The following is a 16,568-nucleotide window of genomic DNA, read 5'->3' on the forward strand; positions in this document are numbered from 1 at the left end:
TCCCGAGTGGAATGCGTGAGGTGGTTTCAGCGACCGTCGCGACAGAAGGCGCTGGCATGGCGTCGAAGGTCGACGTGCCGGCGCGAGGTGAGATTGGCGGCTTGGCTCACGGGGAGGAGCGTCACATCCGCGCCGGGCACGGGTCAACGGCCGGAACGTCCTTCCCACATCATGGAGGCGGGCTGGACGGTCGCGTTTATCTTTCACGTTGGAAGAAACTGCGCCGGGCGAACTCTTCCAGCTGCTGGGACGACTTGTTCTTCTTCGTCGCAAGAGTTGCGCGGGCCGTGTGGAACTCAGCACCGTGGAGAGGAGGTTCACCGCTCCAGGAAAGGAAGTTCCGCGATGACCGCACAGCTTTCGGGCACTGTCACCGTGCACAAACTCGGCGCGGGCATCGGCGCGCGGATCGACGGCGTCCGGCTCGGCGGGGACATGCCCGCGGCCGCGGTCGCCGAGATCAGGGAGGCGTTGCTGGCCGGCAAGGTCGTGTTCCTCCGCGACCAGCAGCACCTCGACGACGCGGGCCAGCTCGCGTTCGCGCGGCTGCTGGGCGAGCCGACGCTGGCCCACCCCACGGTGGCGGGCCAGGAGCACAGCAACGTGCTGGCGATCGACTCCGAGCACGGCAAGGCCAACAGCTGGCACACCGACGTGACCTTCGTCGACCGCGTGCCCGCGATCAGCATCCTGCGCGCGATCGAGCTCCCTCCCTACGGCGGCAGCACCGTGTGGGCCAACACCGCCCGCGCGTACGCGGAACTGCCGGAGGCGTTGAAGGCGCTGGTGGACCGGCTTTGGGCCGTGCACACCAACGTCTACGACTACGCGGGCCACGCCGACTCGAACCGCATCGGGGGAGTGGACGTGAAGGAGCAGGCCTACCGCGCCGAGTTCGTGTCGCAACGCTACGAGACCGAGCACCCGGTGGTCCGCGTGCACCCGGAGACCGGGGAAAGGGCACTGCTGCTGGGCCACTTCGTGAAGCGGATCGTCGGCGTCAGCCCGCAGGAGTCGCGGGCCATCTTCGAGTTGCTGCAGAACCGCGTGACGCGGCTGGAGAACACCGTGCGCTGGCAGTGGGCGGACGGCGACATCGCGATCTGGGACAACCGCGCCACCCAGCACTACGGCGTCGCCGACTACGACGACCAGCGGCGCCGCCTGCACCGCATCACGATCGCCGGTGACGTGCCGGTCAGCGTCGAGGGAGTGCCCAGCACGACGATCGTCGGCGACGCGGCCCACTTCTCCTCGCTCTGAGGGCGCCTTTCACGGCGTGAGCAGGCTGAGTGCGTCGGCCAGCGATCGTGCGTGGGCGGTGGGCCAGCCGGGGCCGGTGAGCAGCAGCCGGGTATCGGGTGTGGCCAGTTCGGCGACGGCGTCGAGGCGGGTGGGCCGATGAGCCCAGAGCACGAGGGCTCTGGGCGCGGGGTCGATGCGGCGCAGTGCCTCCCGCAAGGCCTGCAGCGGTATCGACGCACCGAGCAGGCGGGCGGGGACGCCGTCGAGGGCCAGGGCGGCGCGCAGGGCTTCGAGTGCCAGGGTGTGGCGCTCGTCCTCGACGCAGGCGAGCAGCACGACCGGTCCGATGGGTGCGGGCACGGGTATGCGGTGCAGGGCCACGGTGATGGACCAGGACAGGACGTGGACCAGGTCGACGCATCGGCCGGCATCCGTGGCTCGCGGGCCGCCGAGCTGGTTGAGCGCGGGGCGGCACAGCGTCTGCCAGGTGTGCACGACGCCGTGCGTTCTGACGTGCGCTTCGAGCAACGCGACCGCGGCGTCGGTGTCCATTCGCGACACGGCGGCGAGCAGGTCACCGGTGGTGGCCGGGGCGGGGTAGAAGGCCTGCTGTGCCGCGGACTGGGCGGACATGCCGTGGTCGATGAGTTCTTTCATGCGCCGCAACGCCTGGATGTCGCCGGCGGTGTAGCGGCGGTGCCGTCCGGACCCCGCGCCGGCGGCGGTGTGGCCGGCCGGTACGCGGTAGCGGCGGTGCCAGCCGCGCAGGGTCGAAGCAGGTAGGCCCAGCAGGCGCGCGACCGCTCCCGCGGTCCAGGTGGTGTCCTGGTCCGCGGGAGCGGCCGAGAGAGCCGTGCTGCTCACCAGGTCATCGTCGGCTCGGCGTCACGCGCCGGGGCGGTCGACGTCGCCGCGCCAGGCACCGGTCTCCTGGCCGCCGCGGTTCTCGATGAACTCCTTGAACCGCTTCATGTCGCCCTTGACCCGGAGGTTCAGGATGCCGAGCTTGTCGGCGACGTTCTCCACGAATCCCTCGGGGTCGATGTCCATCTGCGCGGTGACGCGCGTGCGGGTGTCGTCGAGGCGGTGGAAGGTGACCACTCCGGCGTGCTCGGGGCCGGTGTCGGACCGCCAGGCCACTCGTTCGTCCGGGTGCTGTTCGGTGATGGTCGCCTCGAACTCCCGAGTGGCTCCGGCGACGGTGATCTTCCAGTGGGTGTGGGTGTCGTCGAGCTGCCGGATCTGGTCGACGCCCTCCATGAACTGGGGGAAGGACTCGAACTGGGTCCACTGGTTGTAGGCGGTCCTGACGTCGACCTCGACGTCGACGGATTCGGTGATGGTGCTCATGAGCGGTGCAGTCCCCTTCTTCGAAAGCAAACCTGTCCGGCCGCCCCGATCAAGCGGGTCAGGGCCGGCATCGGCGACTCCCTGCGAGTGAGTTCAGTTGCCGTCCGGGTACCCATCGAATCGACGACGAACCGATTCACCCGCCCCGGATCCGCCAGTGGCGGTTTTTGTCGGTGTCATGTGGACACTGGAGGGGTGAGCACCTCGACACCACTGCTGAGCCCGACCCGGATCTACGTGGAGCCCGCCGCGGCGCTGCTGCCGCGGGGCCGTGAGGTGCTCGACAGATTTCCCGACGCGGACCGCGTCGAGGTCGACAGCCATTGGCGCATTCCCGAGTTGCACGGCGACGAGGCCAACGCACGGCGTTGGGTACGCATCAAGAGCGAAGCGCTGGTGCTGGGGGTGAAGAAGTCCCTCAGCGCACGGCCCAACGGGCGCTCGGCGCACTTCATCGCCCCGTCCACGGCGAACGGGTGCGCGATGGCCTGCGCCTATTGCTACGTACCGCGGCGCAAGGGCTACTCGAACCCGATCACGGTGTTCGCGAACATCGAGCAGATCACCGGTTACCTGGCCCGCCATGTAGCCCGTCAGGGCCCCATGGCGGAGCCCGGCCAGATCGACGACCACGCGTGGGTCTACGACATCGGAGAGAACTCCGACTGCTCGGTGGACGCGATGGTCAGCGACAACGTGAAGGACCTGGTGGGGCTGTTCCGCGGCCTGCCCACCGCGAAGGCGTCCTTCGCGACCAAGTACGTCAACCGCGACCTGCTGCAGTGGGATCCGCAGGGCCGTACTCGCATCCGGTTCTCACTGATGCCCGAACGCACCGCGAAACTGCTCGACATCCGCACCACCCCCGTCGCGGAACGCCTCGCCGCTCTCGACGACTTCCGCGACGCGGGCTACGAGGTGCACGTGAACCTCAGTCCGGTCGTCGTCTACGACGGCTGGCTCGAGGACTGGCGACAGCTGCTCGACTCATTGGGCGATGCGACCTCGTCCGCCACGCGCGACCAGCTGGCCGCCGAGGTCATCATGCTCACCCACAACCAGCCACTGCACGAGGTCAACCTGCGCTGGCACCCACGGGCCGAGGACCTCCTGTGGCGCCCGGACCTGCAGGAGGTCAAACGCAGCGAGGGTGGCGGGATCAACGTCCGCTACCGGCGAGGGCTCAAGCGGGACCTCCTCGACTCCTTCCTCGCGCTCGTCGAGGCACACGCCCCGTACCTGCGCGTCCGGTACGCGTTCTGAAGTGAGCGAGCCCATAACGCCCATGCGGCCTTGACGGCCCAAGTAGACCGGTCGTATATTTCTCATCAACGGAACGCGGCACTCGCCGGCGTCACCTACTCGAGGGGCAAGCATCGTGGGACGCATCAAGGTCGGCACGGAGAACAGCACCGACGTCGAACTGCACTACGAGGACAAGGGGGACGGCCGCCCGGTCGTGCTGATCCACGGTTATCCGCTGGACGGCAACTCCTGGGAGGGGCAGGTCCCGGCCCTGCTGGCGGCCGGCAACCGGGTCGTCACCTACGACCGGCGCGGCTTCGGCAAGTCCAGCCAGCCCGCCACCGGTTACGACTACGACACCTTCGCCGCCGACCTGAACACCCTCATGGAGACCCTCGACCTGCGCGACGCGGTCCTCGTCGGCTTCTCCATGGGCACCGGTGAGGTCGCCCGCTACCTCTCCACCTACGGTTCCGCCCGCGTGTCCAAGGCCGTCTTCCTGGCGTCGCTGGAACCCTTCCTGCTCGTCACCGACGACAACCCCGGCGGTGCGGCGCCCGCCTCCTTCTTCCAGGGCGTCTCCGACGCCGTCAAGAAGGACCGCTACGCCTTCTTCACCAGCTTCTACAACGACTTCTATAATCTCGACGAGAACCTCGGCACCCGAGTGAGCGAGGAAGCGGTGCGCAACGCCTGGAACGTGGCGACGAGCGCCGGTGCGATCGCTTCGGCGGCCGCGCCCCTGAGCTGGCCCACCGACTTCCGCGCCGACATCCCGCGCATCGACGTGCCGGCGCTGATCGTCCACGGCACCGCCGACCGCACCCTGCCCATCGACGCCACCGGCCGCCGCTTCGCCGAGGCGCTGCCCACCGCGCGGTACGCCGAGATCGAAGGCGCTCCCCACGGACTCCTGACCACCCACACCGCCGAGGTCAACGAGGTCCTGCTCGACTTCCTCAGTCGCTGAGTAGACGACCGGTCTAATCGCTGATAGGATCACTCCCATGCCAGGCACCCAGGGCGACACCCGTCGCAGCATTCTCGACGCGGCTCAGCGGATCATGTCGCACAAGGGGTTCGCCGCGGTGGGGATCAACGAGGTCCTCTCCGAGGCCGGAGTGCCCAAGGGGTCCTTCTACCACTACTTCAACTCCAAGGACGCCTTCGGCGAGGCGATGATGCGGTCGTACTTCATCGACTACCTCGCGGACATGGACCGAGTCCTCGCAGGGCCCGGTCTGACCTCGGCGGAGCGGCTGATGAACTACTGGCAGAGCTGGCGCGAGACGCAGAGCGTCGACGAGTGCCAGGGCAAGTGCCTGGCCGTCAAGCTCGGCGCGGAGGTCGCCGACCTGTCGGAGTCGATGCGGCTCGCGCTGAAGGAAGGCACCACCGCGATCGTCGACCGACTGGAAAAGGTGATCGCCGCCGGCCTGGAGGACGGTTCGATCGCGGTCGGCGACGACGCCCGCACCACCGCGCAGGCCCTGTACGACATGTGGCTCGGCGGCAGCGTCATGGCCAAGATCCACCGTGACATCGGCCCTCTGGACACGACCATGACGGTCACTCGCCGACTCCTGCACCTGTAGCACCACCGGGCCGCCCGGCAAGGTTCCGCGCGGTCTGGCACTCTAGAGACGACTGGTCTACTAGCAGTACACCACCTGAAGGAGCAGCAATCATGAAGGTTCTCCTCGTCCTCACCTCGCACGACGAGCTCGGCGACACCGGCAGGAAGACCGGCTTCTGGCTGGAGGAACTGGCCGCGCCCTACTACCGCTTCCGGGACGCCGGCTTCGACGTCGTGCTCGCCTCGCCCAAGGGCGGCCGGCCCCCGCTGGACCCCAAGAGCAACGAGCCGGCCAGCCAGACCGACGAGACGCGCCGCTTCGAAGCCGATTCCGAGGCCATGGACGCTCTCGGCCAGACCGTCCGCCTCGACTCCGTCTCCGTCGACGACTTCGACACGGTCTTCTACCCCGGCGGTCACGGCCCCCTGTGGGACCTGGCCGAGGACACCACCTCCATCCGGCTGATCGAGACCACCCTGCGCGCCGGCAAGCCGCTCGCGCTGGTCTGCCACGCCCCCGGTGTCCTGCGGCACGCGGTGAACGAGGACGGCACGCCGCTGGTGCGGGGCAAGAAGGTCACCGGCTTCACCAACAGCGAGGAAGAGGGAGTCCAGCTCACCGACGTGGTCCCCTTCCTGGTCGAGGACGAGCTCGTGAAGCTGGGCGGCGACTACTCCAAGGGTGACGACTGGGCGCCGTACGTCCTGCGGGACGGCCTGCTGATCACGGGGCAGAACCCCGCCTCCTCCGGTCCGGCCGCCGATGCGCTCATCGAACTCGTCACCAAGACCAGCGCCTAGGTCGTGATGCCGCGTGAGCGGCTCGCCGGGCTGGAGGCCGACACGGCTCCAGCCCGGCGAGCCGCTCCGTCAACCCACGCCGTCCGACAGCCGCACAGGGACTGAGAACCGATGCTCGTTCACACCCGACCCCACAACATCGATGCTCCGTCACGCCCGCCCACCACTCCGCAGACCGAGCGCTTCGCGTGGGCCCGGCCCGCCGCCGCGGTCTTCGTCGTCGGGTGGGGAGCGAACATGTTCGCGTCCCTGCTGCACGCCTACACCCACCTGAGCGGGACCCAGGCCAACGGCCTGTTCGGCGCCTACGCCCTGGGTCTCATCCCGGCCCTGTTGATCGCGGCCCGAGTGTCGGACCGGGTCGGCCGGCGCCGGGCGCTCCTCGCCGCCCTGCTGCTCTCCGCGTTCGGTTCGGCGGTGCTGGCGCTCTCGCACGGGGCGTTCGGGGCGGTCCTGATCGGGCGGATCCTCATCGGCATCAGTGCCGGCGCGGCGTTCGGACCCGGGACGGCATGGATCAAGGAACTGTCCGGCACCGCGCCGACGCGATCCAGCGGAGCACGACGTGCGGCGGTGGCGCTGACCGCTGGTTTCGCGGCCGGGCCCCTCCTGTCCGGGGCCGTCGTCCAGTGGTTTCCCTCGCCGCAGACCACGTCCTACCTCGTCCACATCGCACTCGTGGCGCTGGCGCTGCCTCTCGTGTTCGGAGCTCCTGAGACGGGCCGGCGGCACACCGCACCGGGCCGCGACCCAGGGACCTTTCTGACCGACCGGGCATTCCTGGCCGCCTTGGTGCCCACAGCACCATGGATCTTCGGGGCCGCCACGGTGTCGTTCACGGTGCTGCCCGCACTGGTGTCCCTCGGCGACTTCGGGTCCGTCGGAAGCGGCGTCGTCGCCGCGATCACGCTGGGCACCGGCATCGCGGTGCAGCCATGGGCTGGCCGGCTCGCGCGACGCTCCCCGGCAGCCCCGTTCCGCACGGGCATGACGGCCGCGATCGCCGGCATGCTGCTCGCGGCGCTCACCGCGGGCACCGGCTCCCTGGTCCTGCTGGTGACCGCCGCAATCGTGCTGGGCTCGGCCTACGGCATGCTCCTGGTGAGCGGACTGCGGCTGGTGGAGTCGCTGGCCCCGCCGCAGCACGCCGCCACCGCGATCGCCGTCTTCTACAGCCTTGCCTACGCCGGGTTCGCCTTCCCCGTGCTGGTGCAGGCACTGAGCGGCCTGTGGAACCCGGTCGCCGTGCTCGTCGCCGGATCCGGGCTCGCGGTGGCCGCCCTGGCGACGACCCTCATCGCCTGGCCCCGCAGGACGGCTGCGTAGGGCTCAGGAGTTCCTCCTCCGCCGGTGTGGTCGTGCGGTGGGCGCGTTCGACGGCCTGCCCCCAGTAGGTCCCGGCGATCATCAAGGCGGCGCCGAGAGTGGTCCACACGGTGAGCCGTTCACCGCCGAGGCTGATTCCGATGGCGACCGCCCAGATCGGTTCGGTGCCCAGCAGCAGGCTGGCCCGGCTGGCGGAGGTGCCCTGCACGGCCCACGTCTGGGCCAGGAAAGCGAACACGCTGCAGAACAGGGCGAGGTAGACCAGTTGGTACCAGGTCGTGGCGCTGCTGTGGGCGAGCTCGGGCAGGTGGGGGATCGCGAGCGGCAGGAACAGCGCGGTGCCGACGACGGTCTGAACGGTCGTGAGGTGCAGCGGGTTCACGGGGCGTCCCACGGTGAGCTTGCCGACGAGTGCGACGTGGCCGGCTCGGATGACGGCGGCCGCGAGCATCAGCGCGTCCCCGAGACGAGGTGCGTGCAGTCCGGTGCTCGAGGTGAGCAGCCCGACAGCCAGGACGCACAGGCCCGCTGCGACGAAGAACGCCGGTGGCAGGCGGCGGCCCTCGCGGCGGTCGAGCAGGGGAGTGAGCACGATGGTCAGGCTGATGATCAGGCCGGCGTTGGCGGCGCTGGTGTGTGCGACTCCGTAGGTCTCCACGGCCAGAACGGCTGCCTGGGTGATCCCGAGGACAGATCCGCTGCGGATCTCGTCCCGGGTCCAGCGCCGCGGTCGTCGTCGAAGTCCGATCAACGCGCCGCACGCGACGGCGGAGATGGCGTACCGGGCGAGCAGCACCGCGAGGACCGGCAGCGCGGCGGTGGCCGTTTTGGCCGACAGGTAGCTGGAGCCCCAGATGAGCGCGACCAGGATCAGGACGAGATCGGCGCGGCGGGTGGCGAACATGGTGTTCACGCTGCATCACCAGGTCGTTGAAGGAAACGACCAAACTCTTCAACGAAGATGTAGCAGCCCTACACTATCGCGGTGGACGAGAGGCAGTTGCGGATCCTGCGGGAGCTGGGGGAGCTCGGGAGCGTCACCGCGGTCGCAGCGGCGCTCCACGTGACGCCGTCCGCGATCTCCCAGCAACTGCGCCTGCTCCAGCGCTCGATTCCCGTTCCGCTGACCGAACGCACCGGCCGGCGGGTGTCCTTGACGGACGCCGGTCAGGCCCTGGCAACGGCAGCCATCGAGGTGGAAAGCGCTTTGGCGTGGGCGCGCCGCGCCGTCACCGACTTCGTGGAACAACCCGATGGCGAAGTAGCAGTGGCCGCCTTCCACAGCGCGGCCTCGGTGTTCTGGCCACTCCTCTTGCGCGGTCTCGCCGGCCCGGGCCTCCCGCGGGTGGCTCTCGCCGACGAAGATGTGACCCAGCAACGCTTCCCGGCCCTGACCCGCGACTACGACCTGGTGCTCGCGCATCGTCTCGACCACGCTCCGCCGTGGCCGCGGACCGTGGTCGCCACGACCCTGTTGCACGAACCCCTCGACGTCGCCCTGCCCACGGGACACCCACTGGCCTCCAAGCCGCAACTCTCGCCGGAGGACGTCGCCGGCGAGCCGTGGATCACCGTCCGCGACGGCTTTCCGCTCATGGCGATCATCGAGGCCATCGCCAGCGTCGCCCACCGCCGCCTCGACATCGTTCACCGCATCAACGACTTCACGGTGAGCGCCGAGGTGGTGGCCGCCGGCGGCGGACTCGGACTGATGCCGCGGTGGACCGGCCGTCCACACCCCGGCGTGGTGCTCAGACCGCTGAGCGGTGTGCAGGCCAGCCGGGACATCGACGTGTTGCACCGGCCCGAACGCCTGGCGCGCAAAGCCGTTCAAGCGGTCCTCGACGAACTGCGCCGTGCCGCTGCGGTGATCCAGGAGCAAGGATCGGCGCGTTCTGGCCGAACGTGATGGAGCCGCGCGCTGCTCCATCACCGACGGCTGAGCCTGGTGGCGGATGCTCCGAACGCCGTGGACGTGGGGCCGATCAGCCGGGAGCGGCGCTGGCGCGATCGTGTCGAACTCGTGCAAAAGCGGACAGGATCTTCGGCGGGCGTTCTCCATGGGAGCGTTTCCATGGTGCACTGCAGTTTCGGCTCCGGTCGGGTCCGGGCGCCGGGAAAGGTGCGCGGAATGAGTTTCCGGCGGCGGATCGCTCGTGTGCTCGTGGCCTCGATGACGGTGTGCGGCGTGGTCACCGGTGCCTCGCCGGCGACCGCTGCCACCCCGCCGTCCCTGACCTTCGTGAACCCGCACAGCCAGGCGCTGTACGGCACCGCTTACGTTGCCGCGCTGGACAACCTGCTGCGAGTCAACACCGTGGGCTACGACGCGCAGTACGACAAGAGCGGTCTGATGGACCCGGCCACCGGCATGGTCCGCGCGGGTGGCGGGTACGCCCAGCCGTGGACGCGCGACGCGTCGATCAACAGCTGGAACGCGACCAGCCTGCTGTCCCCGGCCCTGGCGAGGAACACGCTCTGGGCCGTCGTCGACAAGGATCCCGCCGGCGCACTGAGGGTGCAGCAGGACGACCAGCAGTGGGACCAGGTCATCTGGCTCACCGCCGCGTGGCACCACTACCTCGTCACCGGGGACCAGGAGTTCCTCGGCAACGCCTACCGCACCGCCAAGAACACCCTGACCATCCGGGAGCGCGCCGGTACAGCCGGTTTCAACCCCGCCTACGGGCTGTTCACCGGCGCGTCGTTCTTCAACGACGGCATCGCCGGCTATCCCGCGCCGCCCGCCGACGCCACGGAGTCGGTCAGCACCGGCAGCATGCCGTGGCCGGGCATCGCGAGCGGGATGTACTTGAGCACCAACGAGGTCTACTACGCCGCCTACGTGAACGCGGCGAACATGGCGGAGCGGCTGGGGCAGCCGCAGGAGGCCGCCGGGCACCGTGCGAAGGCCGTCGCGCTCAAGGCCGCGATCAACCGGTACTTCTGGAACCCGGCGACGGGCCTGTACAACTACCAGCTGCTCGCCGACGGGACGCCCGGCGCCCACCAGGAGGGCACCGGGCTCGCGTTCGCGATCCTGTTCGGCATCGCGAACCCGGCTCAGGCGCGGTCGATCCTCGCGAAGGCCCGCGTGATGACGTGGGGCATGCCCGACACCTACCCGCACTGGGACCGCTACTCCGAGGCGCAGCCCGGCCGGCACAACGCGATCGTCTGGCCGCTCGTCCAGGGCCTGTGGGCCAAGGCTCAAGCGCTGCAAGGCGACCAGAGCGGTTTCGCCGCGGAGACCGCGCGGCTCGCGAAGCTCGCGAACAACAACAGCGGGTTCTGGGAGATCTACAACGGCACGACCGGTGTCGTCGACGGCGGCTACCAGCGGCTGGGCGACACGGTGAAGTTCCACTGGGGCTCCGAGCCCGACCAGACCTGGTCCGCCACGGCGTTCATCGATATGGTCCACAGTGGACTTCTCGGACTGAGGTACGGCGAACGAGGGTTGTCGTTCGCGCCGAACCTGCCTGCGGGCTGGGGAGATGTCACCCTTCGCAACCTGCGCTACCGCGACGCGGACCTGACGCTCACGCTGCGCGGTGCGGGCACGACGATCCGCTCGGTCACGGTCGACGGCCGGCCGTCCCGTGCCGAGATCCCTGCCACGCTCAAGGGTGCGCACACCGTCGAGATCACCCTGACCGGAGCGGCCGGCGGTGACCGCGACGGCGACGGCGTGTCCGACGCGGGGGACCGCTGCGCCGACACCGCGGGCACCGTCTCCGGCTGCCCGGCACCGGCTCGCCTGGAAGCCGAGGACGCGCGCAACACCGGCGGCGTCAAGACGAACGTCAACCACGCGGGCTATTCAGGGAGGGCGTTCATCGACGGCCTCTGGGCGCAGGGCGCCACGTCGTCGTTCACGCTGCACCGCGCGTCGGCGGGGCAAGGCTCGGGCGCGATCACCGTCCGGTACGCGAACGCCCACAGCGACGCGCGGACGATGACGCTGTCGGTGGACGGACGCGCCGTGCGCCAGGTGAGTCTCCCGAAGGTCTCTGATAGCTGGGACGCCTGGGGCACCGTCACGTTCGACAACGTTCCGGTGAGCGGCCGCGACCCGGCGGTGACGCTGTCCTACGGCGCGGGCGACACCGGTTCGATCAATTTCGACTGGCTCGGCTACGAGGAATCGTGAACGCTCTAAAACATCGCGTCCCGATCGACAATCGTTCGACAAGGTCAGCCTGGAGAGAGACGGCAGCAACTCCTGCCATTCGATTCGTTCGATTATCGGTCCACTTGACCGTGAGCCAGGAGCACTGTTAGGACTGATTGCTGGGAGCGCTCCCGGAGTGTTCGTCCCGTTCGGACATCCGAGTTCGTCTCAACCCTGAACGAGATCGACTTTGGGGAGATGCGATGCCAGCAGGTCGAGACCATTCCGAGAGCGCGGATTCGCAGCCCTTGCGCCGGCGGACGTTGCTGGCGGCGGGAGCCGCGCTACCGGTGCTGGCGGCAGGGACACCCGCGGCGGCGGCCACCTCGGTGGTCGTCGAGCCGTCGAACGTGCAGCAGACGATCCTGGGCTTCGGCGGGATGAACCACACCGTGTGGATCAGCGATCTGACCGCCGCCCAGCGCGACACGGCGTTCGGCAACGGTGCGGGGCAGCTGGGGTTCACCGTGCTGCGCATCCCCGTCCACGAGGACAGGGCCAACTGGAGTCGTGAGGTCGCGACGGCCAGACGCGCGGTCGGGCTCGGGGCCAAGGTCATCGCCTCGCCGTGGAACCCGCCTGCCTCGATGACCGAGAGCTTCTCCGGGGGAAAGCGGCTGCGTTATTCCGCTTACGGCGCCTATGCGCAGCACCTGAACGACTTCTCCTCGTTCATGGCGAACAACGGCGTGAACCTCTACGGGATCTCGGTCCAGAACGAGCCGGACTACGCGCAGGAATGGACGGCGTGGACCTCCGCCGAGATCGTCAGGTTCCTGCGCGAGAACGCGGGCTCGATCAACACCAGGGTCATCGCCCCGGAGTCGTTCCAGTACCGCAAGAACCTCTCCGACCCCATCCTCAACGACCCCGCCGCGCTGGCGAACGTGGACGTCATCGGCGCCCACCTCTACGGCACCCAGCCCGCGGACTTCCCCTACCCGCTCTTCCGGCAGAAGGGCAACGGCAAAGAGCTGTGGATGACCGAGGTCTACCACCCCAACAGCAGCGACTCGGCCGACCTGTGGCCACAGGCGCTCGACGTGGGTGAGCACGTCCACCGTGCGTTGGTGGACGGCCGGTTCCAGACCTATGTGTGGTGGTACATCCGCCGCTCCTACGGTCCGATGCGCGAGGACGGGCAGATCAGCAAGCGCGGCGCCAACATGGCGCACTTCTCGAAGTGGGTCCGCCCCGGCTACTCGCGCATCACCGCCACCGCGAACCCGCAGTCGAACGTCTACATCTCCGCGTTCAAGAGCGGGGCCAGGATCGTCATCGTCGCCATCAACAAGAACACCTCACCGGTCGACCACGTGTTCACCGTCCGGGACACCGGTTCCGCGGCGATCTCGACCTGGCTGACCAGTCAAAGTGCGACCCTCGCGCACTACAACGACTTCACCATGTCGAACGGGTCCTTCAACGCCCAGCTGCCTGCTCGCAGCATCAGGACGTTCGTCCTGAACTGAGGCCGCGCGCTCGACCGGAGATGGGGAGAGGCGGGCAGCCCCTCCCCACTCGCGTCACTTCAGCGTGTACGCCTGGATCACCGTCTGGTCGACGGAACCCTGCGCGTCACCGGTCTTCGCCTTGAACGACACCGACTTCGCGTTCTTCGGGTGCAGCAGCGTGAGCAGCCACCTGTCGCCGGCCTTGAACACGATCGTCCGCTGCCAGGTCTTGCCCTCGTCGTACGAGACCTCGACCTGGGGCGCGCGGACGTCGGTGACGTCAGCCTTGGCACCGTTGCGCTGCACCGTCACCGGAACCGTGAGCACGCTGCCCGCGCGGCCCTGGTTGTGGTCGTCCAGCTTCGGCTCGAACCGGACCGCGAGCAGCGGCAACGCTTTGGCGCGGTCGCCCGGCACGGTTTCCGAGCTGAACGTCCAGTCCGCCGTCACCTTCGACGACAGCGCGGCGCGGTTGCCCTCGGTGTGCAGCTGGTAGGTGGTCTTCGCCGCACTCACCGGGGCGTACAGGTAGCCCGGTTCCGCGGACTCGGCCACCAGCTTGCCGTTCGCGGTCAGCCTGGTGCCTCCCTTGGCGTTGCCGAAGTCGATCGTCTGGCGTTCGCCGGTACCGTCGGCGAACAGCTGGGTGTTCACGAACAGCTGGTCACCCAGCCGTCCCGCCCAGCCTCCGGTCACCTCGGCCGGTATCGCCGGGAAGGCCGGCCCGAACACCGCGGTGTTCCACTGCTCGGTGCTCTTGGCGCCGCGCTGGAACGTCTTCTGGTTCACGTCGGCGACGACGGTCGGCGGCACGGCCGGGCCGAAGTCCTCGAACAGCGACCGGCTCCACGCCACGCCGGGCGTGTAGAACTCCTTGAGCTTGAAGGGAAGCGGGCCGTAGACGCCGTTGTTGCGGCCGCCGCTGGAGCCGGGGAGGCGGGCCTTCAGCGTGGCGTCGACCTGGGCCATGTCCCGTTCGCGGTCGCTGTGCCTGATCGCGGCGGGCAGCCTGTCCTCGCCCTCGGCCTGCGAGTGGAACTGGTACGGGCTGCCGTAGAAGGAGCCTTCGGCGTTCTGCTTGGCCAGCACACTGCTCGCGGACCACGTGAAGCCCTCGGCCGACGTGGCGGAAGGGTGGACGTAGAAATCAGTCCAGTCCGGGGTTCCCCAGCCGCTGCCGAAGCCGAAGTCCCCGGCGTCGAGCTGCACGCTCAGTGACCCGCTCGCCTGCGTGACGTCCTGGCGGTCGACGGTGATCGACGGTTCGTTGGCCGTGCGGGCGTCGAAGGTCAGGGTCTTGGTAGCGGTGATCTCGACGGACGGTTCGTACGCCACGGTGAGCTTGTTGCGCACGGCCGGGTCACCGGAAGGCGTGTCGAAGAACGTGCTCACGAGGTACTTCCCCTTGGGCACCCGGATCTTCGCCGTGCCGGTCGGGGCCGCGCCTTCGACGAACGTGCGGCGGTCGTAGCCCAGCAGCAGGTACCGCCACGCGTCGGCGGGCTTGCCGTCGTGCCCGATGTAGTTGAGCGTCAGTTCGTAGCTCTCGGGCTCCTTGTGCACGCCGATCGGCACGCGGACGCCGTTGGACGCGACGATCGCGGCGCCGTACACGCCGTCCGGGACCGCCACGCGGGTGTCGGCGGTGACCACGGCCTCCGCGGTGCCGCCCGCCGGGACGGTCAGCTTCGCCGGGGACACGCTGAACAGGCCGTCCGCCGCCGGCTTCTGCTCGGCGACGGTCAGGTCGAGCGTGAGCGGCTCGGTGCCGGTGTTGCGGTAGGTGATCTTCTTGGTGATCGGCTGGTCGTCGTCGTGCGGCCACAGCGCCGTGCCGAAGCCGACGCTGGCCGGTGTGGCGACCGGGCTCGTGGTGACCGCGCGGGCCACGTCGACGCGGCCGGCACCCTGGTCGAACACGCCGGAGTCCGCGTAGGGCTTGGCGGAGTTCATCAGCGTGGTCTTGATGTCCTGTGCGGACCACGCGGGGTTCTTCGCCGCGAGGATCGCCGCCGCCCCGGCGACGTGCGGTGCCGCCATCGACGTGCCGGACAGGGACACGTGCCCCTCGCCGACCGGGGTGCCGATGACGCCGTTCTTCGCTTTCGCCGCAACGATGTCCACGCCTGGCGCGGTGATGTCCGGCTTGATGGCGCCGTCACCGACGCGAGGGCCGCGGCTCGAGAAGTCGGCGAGCTTGTCGGTGCGGTCGACCGCACCGACGGTCAACGCCGCGTCGGCGGCCGCGGGGGAAGCGACCGGGCCGCCCGAGTTGCCCGCCGAGACCACGAACAACGCGCCGTGCTCCGCGGTGAGCCGGTTGACGGCCTGCGACACGAGGTCGGTGCCGTCGCTCGGCGCGTTGGTGCCGAGGCTCATGTTGACGACGTCGGCCTTGGAGGCGGCCCATTCCATGCCCTCGATGACGCCGGACTCGCTGCCGCCGCCGTTGTCGTCGAGCACTTTGCCGTTGAACAACCTGGCGTCCGGCGCGATGCCCTTGTACCTGCCGTCACCGGTGATCGTCGACGCGACGTGCGTGCCGTGGCCGAACTTGTCGTCGGTGGTGGCGGCCGGGGTGAAGTTCTTCTCCTCCACGACAGCGCCCTGCAGATCGGGATGAGTGGTGTCGATGCCGGTGTCGAGCACGGCGACCGTGGCGCCGGACCCGGTGAAGCCCTGCTGCCACGCCTGCGGAGCGCCGATCTGCGCGGCACTGCGGTCGAGCGAGGCGGTGATCTTTCCGTCGAGCCACACCTTGGCCGCGCCGGTGGTGCGTGCCGCCGACCAGAAGCCGCCCTTCTTGTCGGCCTTCACGGCGTAGGCGCCGATGCTCGGCAACGACTTCGCGTCCGCCGACCGCAGCGCCGCCCCGCCCTGGACGATCAACGGGATCGTGTCGCGCCCGGCGTCGTCGTACCCGGACCGCGCGAGCAGCGAGACGTCGAACAGCCGCCGGTCGAGCGTGCCCGCCGTGATCTGCGGCTGGGCGTCGAGCGGGATGACGTGCAGGTCGCCCCGGTCGTCTGTGTAGTGGTGGAAGCGGACGCCCTCACGGCCCTTCGCCGCGTGCGCCTGCACCTTCCCGTTAGACACGTGCACGAGGTCACCCGTGATCAGCGTGACCGTCGTCGTCAGACCACCACCCGCGTCGACGTGTTGCGCCGCAGTGATTTCCCCCATGGCCGCAGGCACGGCCGCCGTGGTGACACCCACGGCGGCCGCCAGCCCTGCGGCGAGAATCGATTTCTTCAACGCGAACCCCCCATGTTCTGCGTTACCGAGAGCGATGTTGCCCTCAGTGACAGAGATACCGCAGAGAGTTGCCTTGTTGCGTTGTATTCGGGCATCTGGCCGAATCGGGATGCGCTGGTCCGGTTCGGCCACAGAACGCGGC

Annotated in this window: 14 protein-coding genes; 9 read left to right on the plus strand and 5 right to left on the minus strand. The window is 69.1% G+C overall.

Annotated features, from left to right (window positions below; all coding sequences use genetic code 11):
* Positions 1-26: 26 nt before the first annotated feature.
* Positions 27-140: a putative leader peptide gene (locus LX88_RS44610; protein ID WP_372511377.1), complete on the minus strand. Its 114-nt coding sequence runs from the start codon at positions 138-140 to the stop codon at positions 27-29.
* 205 nt (positions 141-345) lie between these two features.
* Here LX88_RS44610 and LX88_RS21575 point away from each other — a divergent pair, with 205 nt between their 5' ends.
* A complete protein-coding gene (locus LX88_RS21575) occupies positions 346-1,263 on the plus strand; it encodes a TauD/TfdA dioxygenase family protein (RefSeq protein WP_258949595.1) in 918 nt (305 codons plus the stop codon).
* A 9-nt stretch (positions 1,264-1,272) separates the two neighbouring features.
* On the opposite strand, the gene LX88_RS21580 is transcribed toward LX88_RS21575, so the two are convergent.
* Complete coding sequence (locus LX88_RS21580) at positions 1,273-2,109, minus strand: MerR family transcriptional regulator (RefSeq protein WP_258949596.1); 837 nt, start codon at positions 2,107-2,109, stop codon at positions 1,273-1,275.
* Positions 2,110-2,130: 21 nt separating this feature from the next.
* The gene (locus LX88_RS21585) at positions 2,131-2,595 is read right to left on the minus strand and encodes an SRPBCC family protein (RefSeq protein WP_258949597.1); all 465 of its coding nucleotides are present in this window, start codon (positions 2,593-2,595) and stop codon (positions 2,131-2,133) included.
* A 195-nt stretch (positions 2,596-2,790) separates the two neighbouring features.
* On the opposite strand from LX88_RS21585, the gene LX88_RS21590 reads away from it, so the two are divergent.
* The 5 genes from LX88_RS21590 to LX88_RS21610 all read left to right on the plus strand — a co-directional run bounded on the left by LX88_RS21590 (position 2,791) and on the right by LX88_RS21610 (position 7,543).
* Complete coding sequence (locus LX88_RS21590; protein ID WP_258949598.1) at positions 2,791-3,858, plus strand: spore photoproduct lyase family protein; 1,068 nt, start codon at positions 2,791-2,793, stop codon at positions 3,856-3,858.
* A 115-nt stretch (positions 3,859-3,973) separates the two neighbouring features.
* A complete protein-coding gene (locus LX88_RS21595; protein ID WP_258949599.1) occupies positions 3,974-4,810 on the plus strand; it encodes an alpha/beta fold hydrolase in 837 nt (278 codons plus the stop codon).
* A gap of 37 nt (positions 4,811-4,847) precedes the next feature.
* The gene (locus LX88_RS21600; RefSeq protein ID WP_258949600.1) at positions 4,848-5,435 is read left to right on the plus strand and encodes a TetR/AcrR family transcriptional regulator; all 588 of its coding nucleotides are present in this window, start codon (positions 4,848-4,850) and stop codon (positions 5,433-5,435) included.
* Positions 5,436-5,527: 92 nt separating this feature from the next.
* On the plus strand, positions 5,528-6,217 hold the full coding sequence (locus LX88_RS21605; protein WP_258949601.1) for a type 1 glutamine amidotransferase domain-containing protein: 690 nt from the start codon (positions 5,528-5,530) through the stop codon (positions 6,215-6,217).
* Between the two features lie 111 nt (positions 6,218-6,328).
* On the plus strand, positions 6,329-7,543 hold the full coding sequence (locus LX88_RS21610; protein WP_258949602.1) for an MFS transporter: 1,215 nt from the start codon (positions 6,329-6,331) through the stop codon (positions 7,541-7,543).
* On the opposite strand, the gene LX88_RS21615 is transcribed toward LX88_RS21610, so the two are convergent.
* Positions 7,512-8,447, minus strand: a complete 936-nt coding sequence (locus LX88_RS21615) for a DMT family transporter (protein WP_258949677.1) — start codon at positions 8,445-8,447, stop codon at positions 7,512-7,514. The genes LX88_RS21610 and LX88_RS21615 overlap by 32 nt on opposite strands.
* A gap of 81 nt (positions 8,448-8,528) precedes the next feature.
* On the opposite strand from LX88_RS21615, the gene LX88_RS21620 reads away from it, so the two are divergent.
* The 3 genes from LX88_RS21620 to xynC all read left to right on the plus strand — a co-directional run bounded on the left by LX88_RS21620 (position 8,529) and on the right by xynC (position 13,189).
* Positions 8,529-9,452 carry a LysR family transcriptional regulator gene (locus LX88_RS21620; RefSeq protein ID WP_258949603.1) on the plus strand — a complete coding sequence of 308 codons (924 nt, stop codon included), beginning with the start codon at positions 8,529-8,531 and terminating at the stop codon, positions 9,450-9,452.
* A gap of 222 nt (positions 9,453-9,674) precedes the next feature.
* Complete coding sequence (locus LX88_RS21625) at positions 9,675-11,696, plus strand: MGH1-like glycoside hydrolase domain-containing protein (protein WP_258949604.1); 2,022 nt, start codon at positions 9,675-9,677, stop codon at positions 11,694-11,696.
* Positions 11,697-11,920: 224 nt separating this feature from the next.
* A complete protein-coding gene (gene xynC / locus LX88_RS21630; protein WP_258949605.1) occupies positions 11,921-13,189 on the plus strand; it encodes a glucuronoarabinoxylan endo-1,4-beta-xylanase XynC in 1,269 nt (422 codons plus the stop codon).
* Positions 13,190-13,243: 54 nt separating this feature from the next.
* On the opposite strand, the gene LX88_RS21635 is transcribed toward xynC, so the two are convergent.
* Entirely contained in the window at positions 13,244-16,426 is a 3,183-nt protein-coding gene (locus LX88_RS21635; protein ID WP_258949606.1) for a S8 family serine peptidase, read from the minus strand.
* Positions 16,427-16,568 lie beyond the last annotated feature (142 nt).

Source organism: Lentzea californiensis (assembly GCF_024648825.1).
Classification (GTDB): domain Bacteria; phylum Actinomycetota; class Actinomycetes; order Mycobacteriales; family Pseudonocardiaceae; genus Lentzea; species Lentzea californiensis.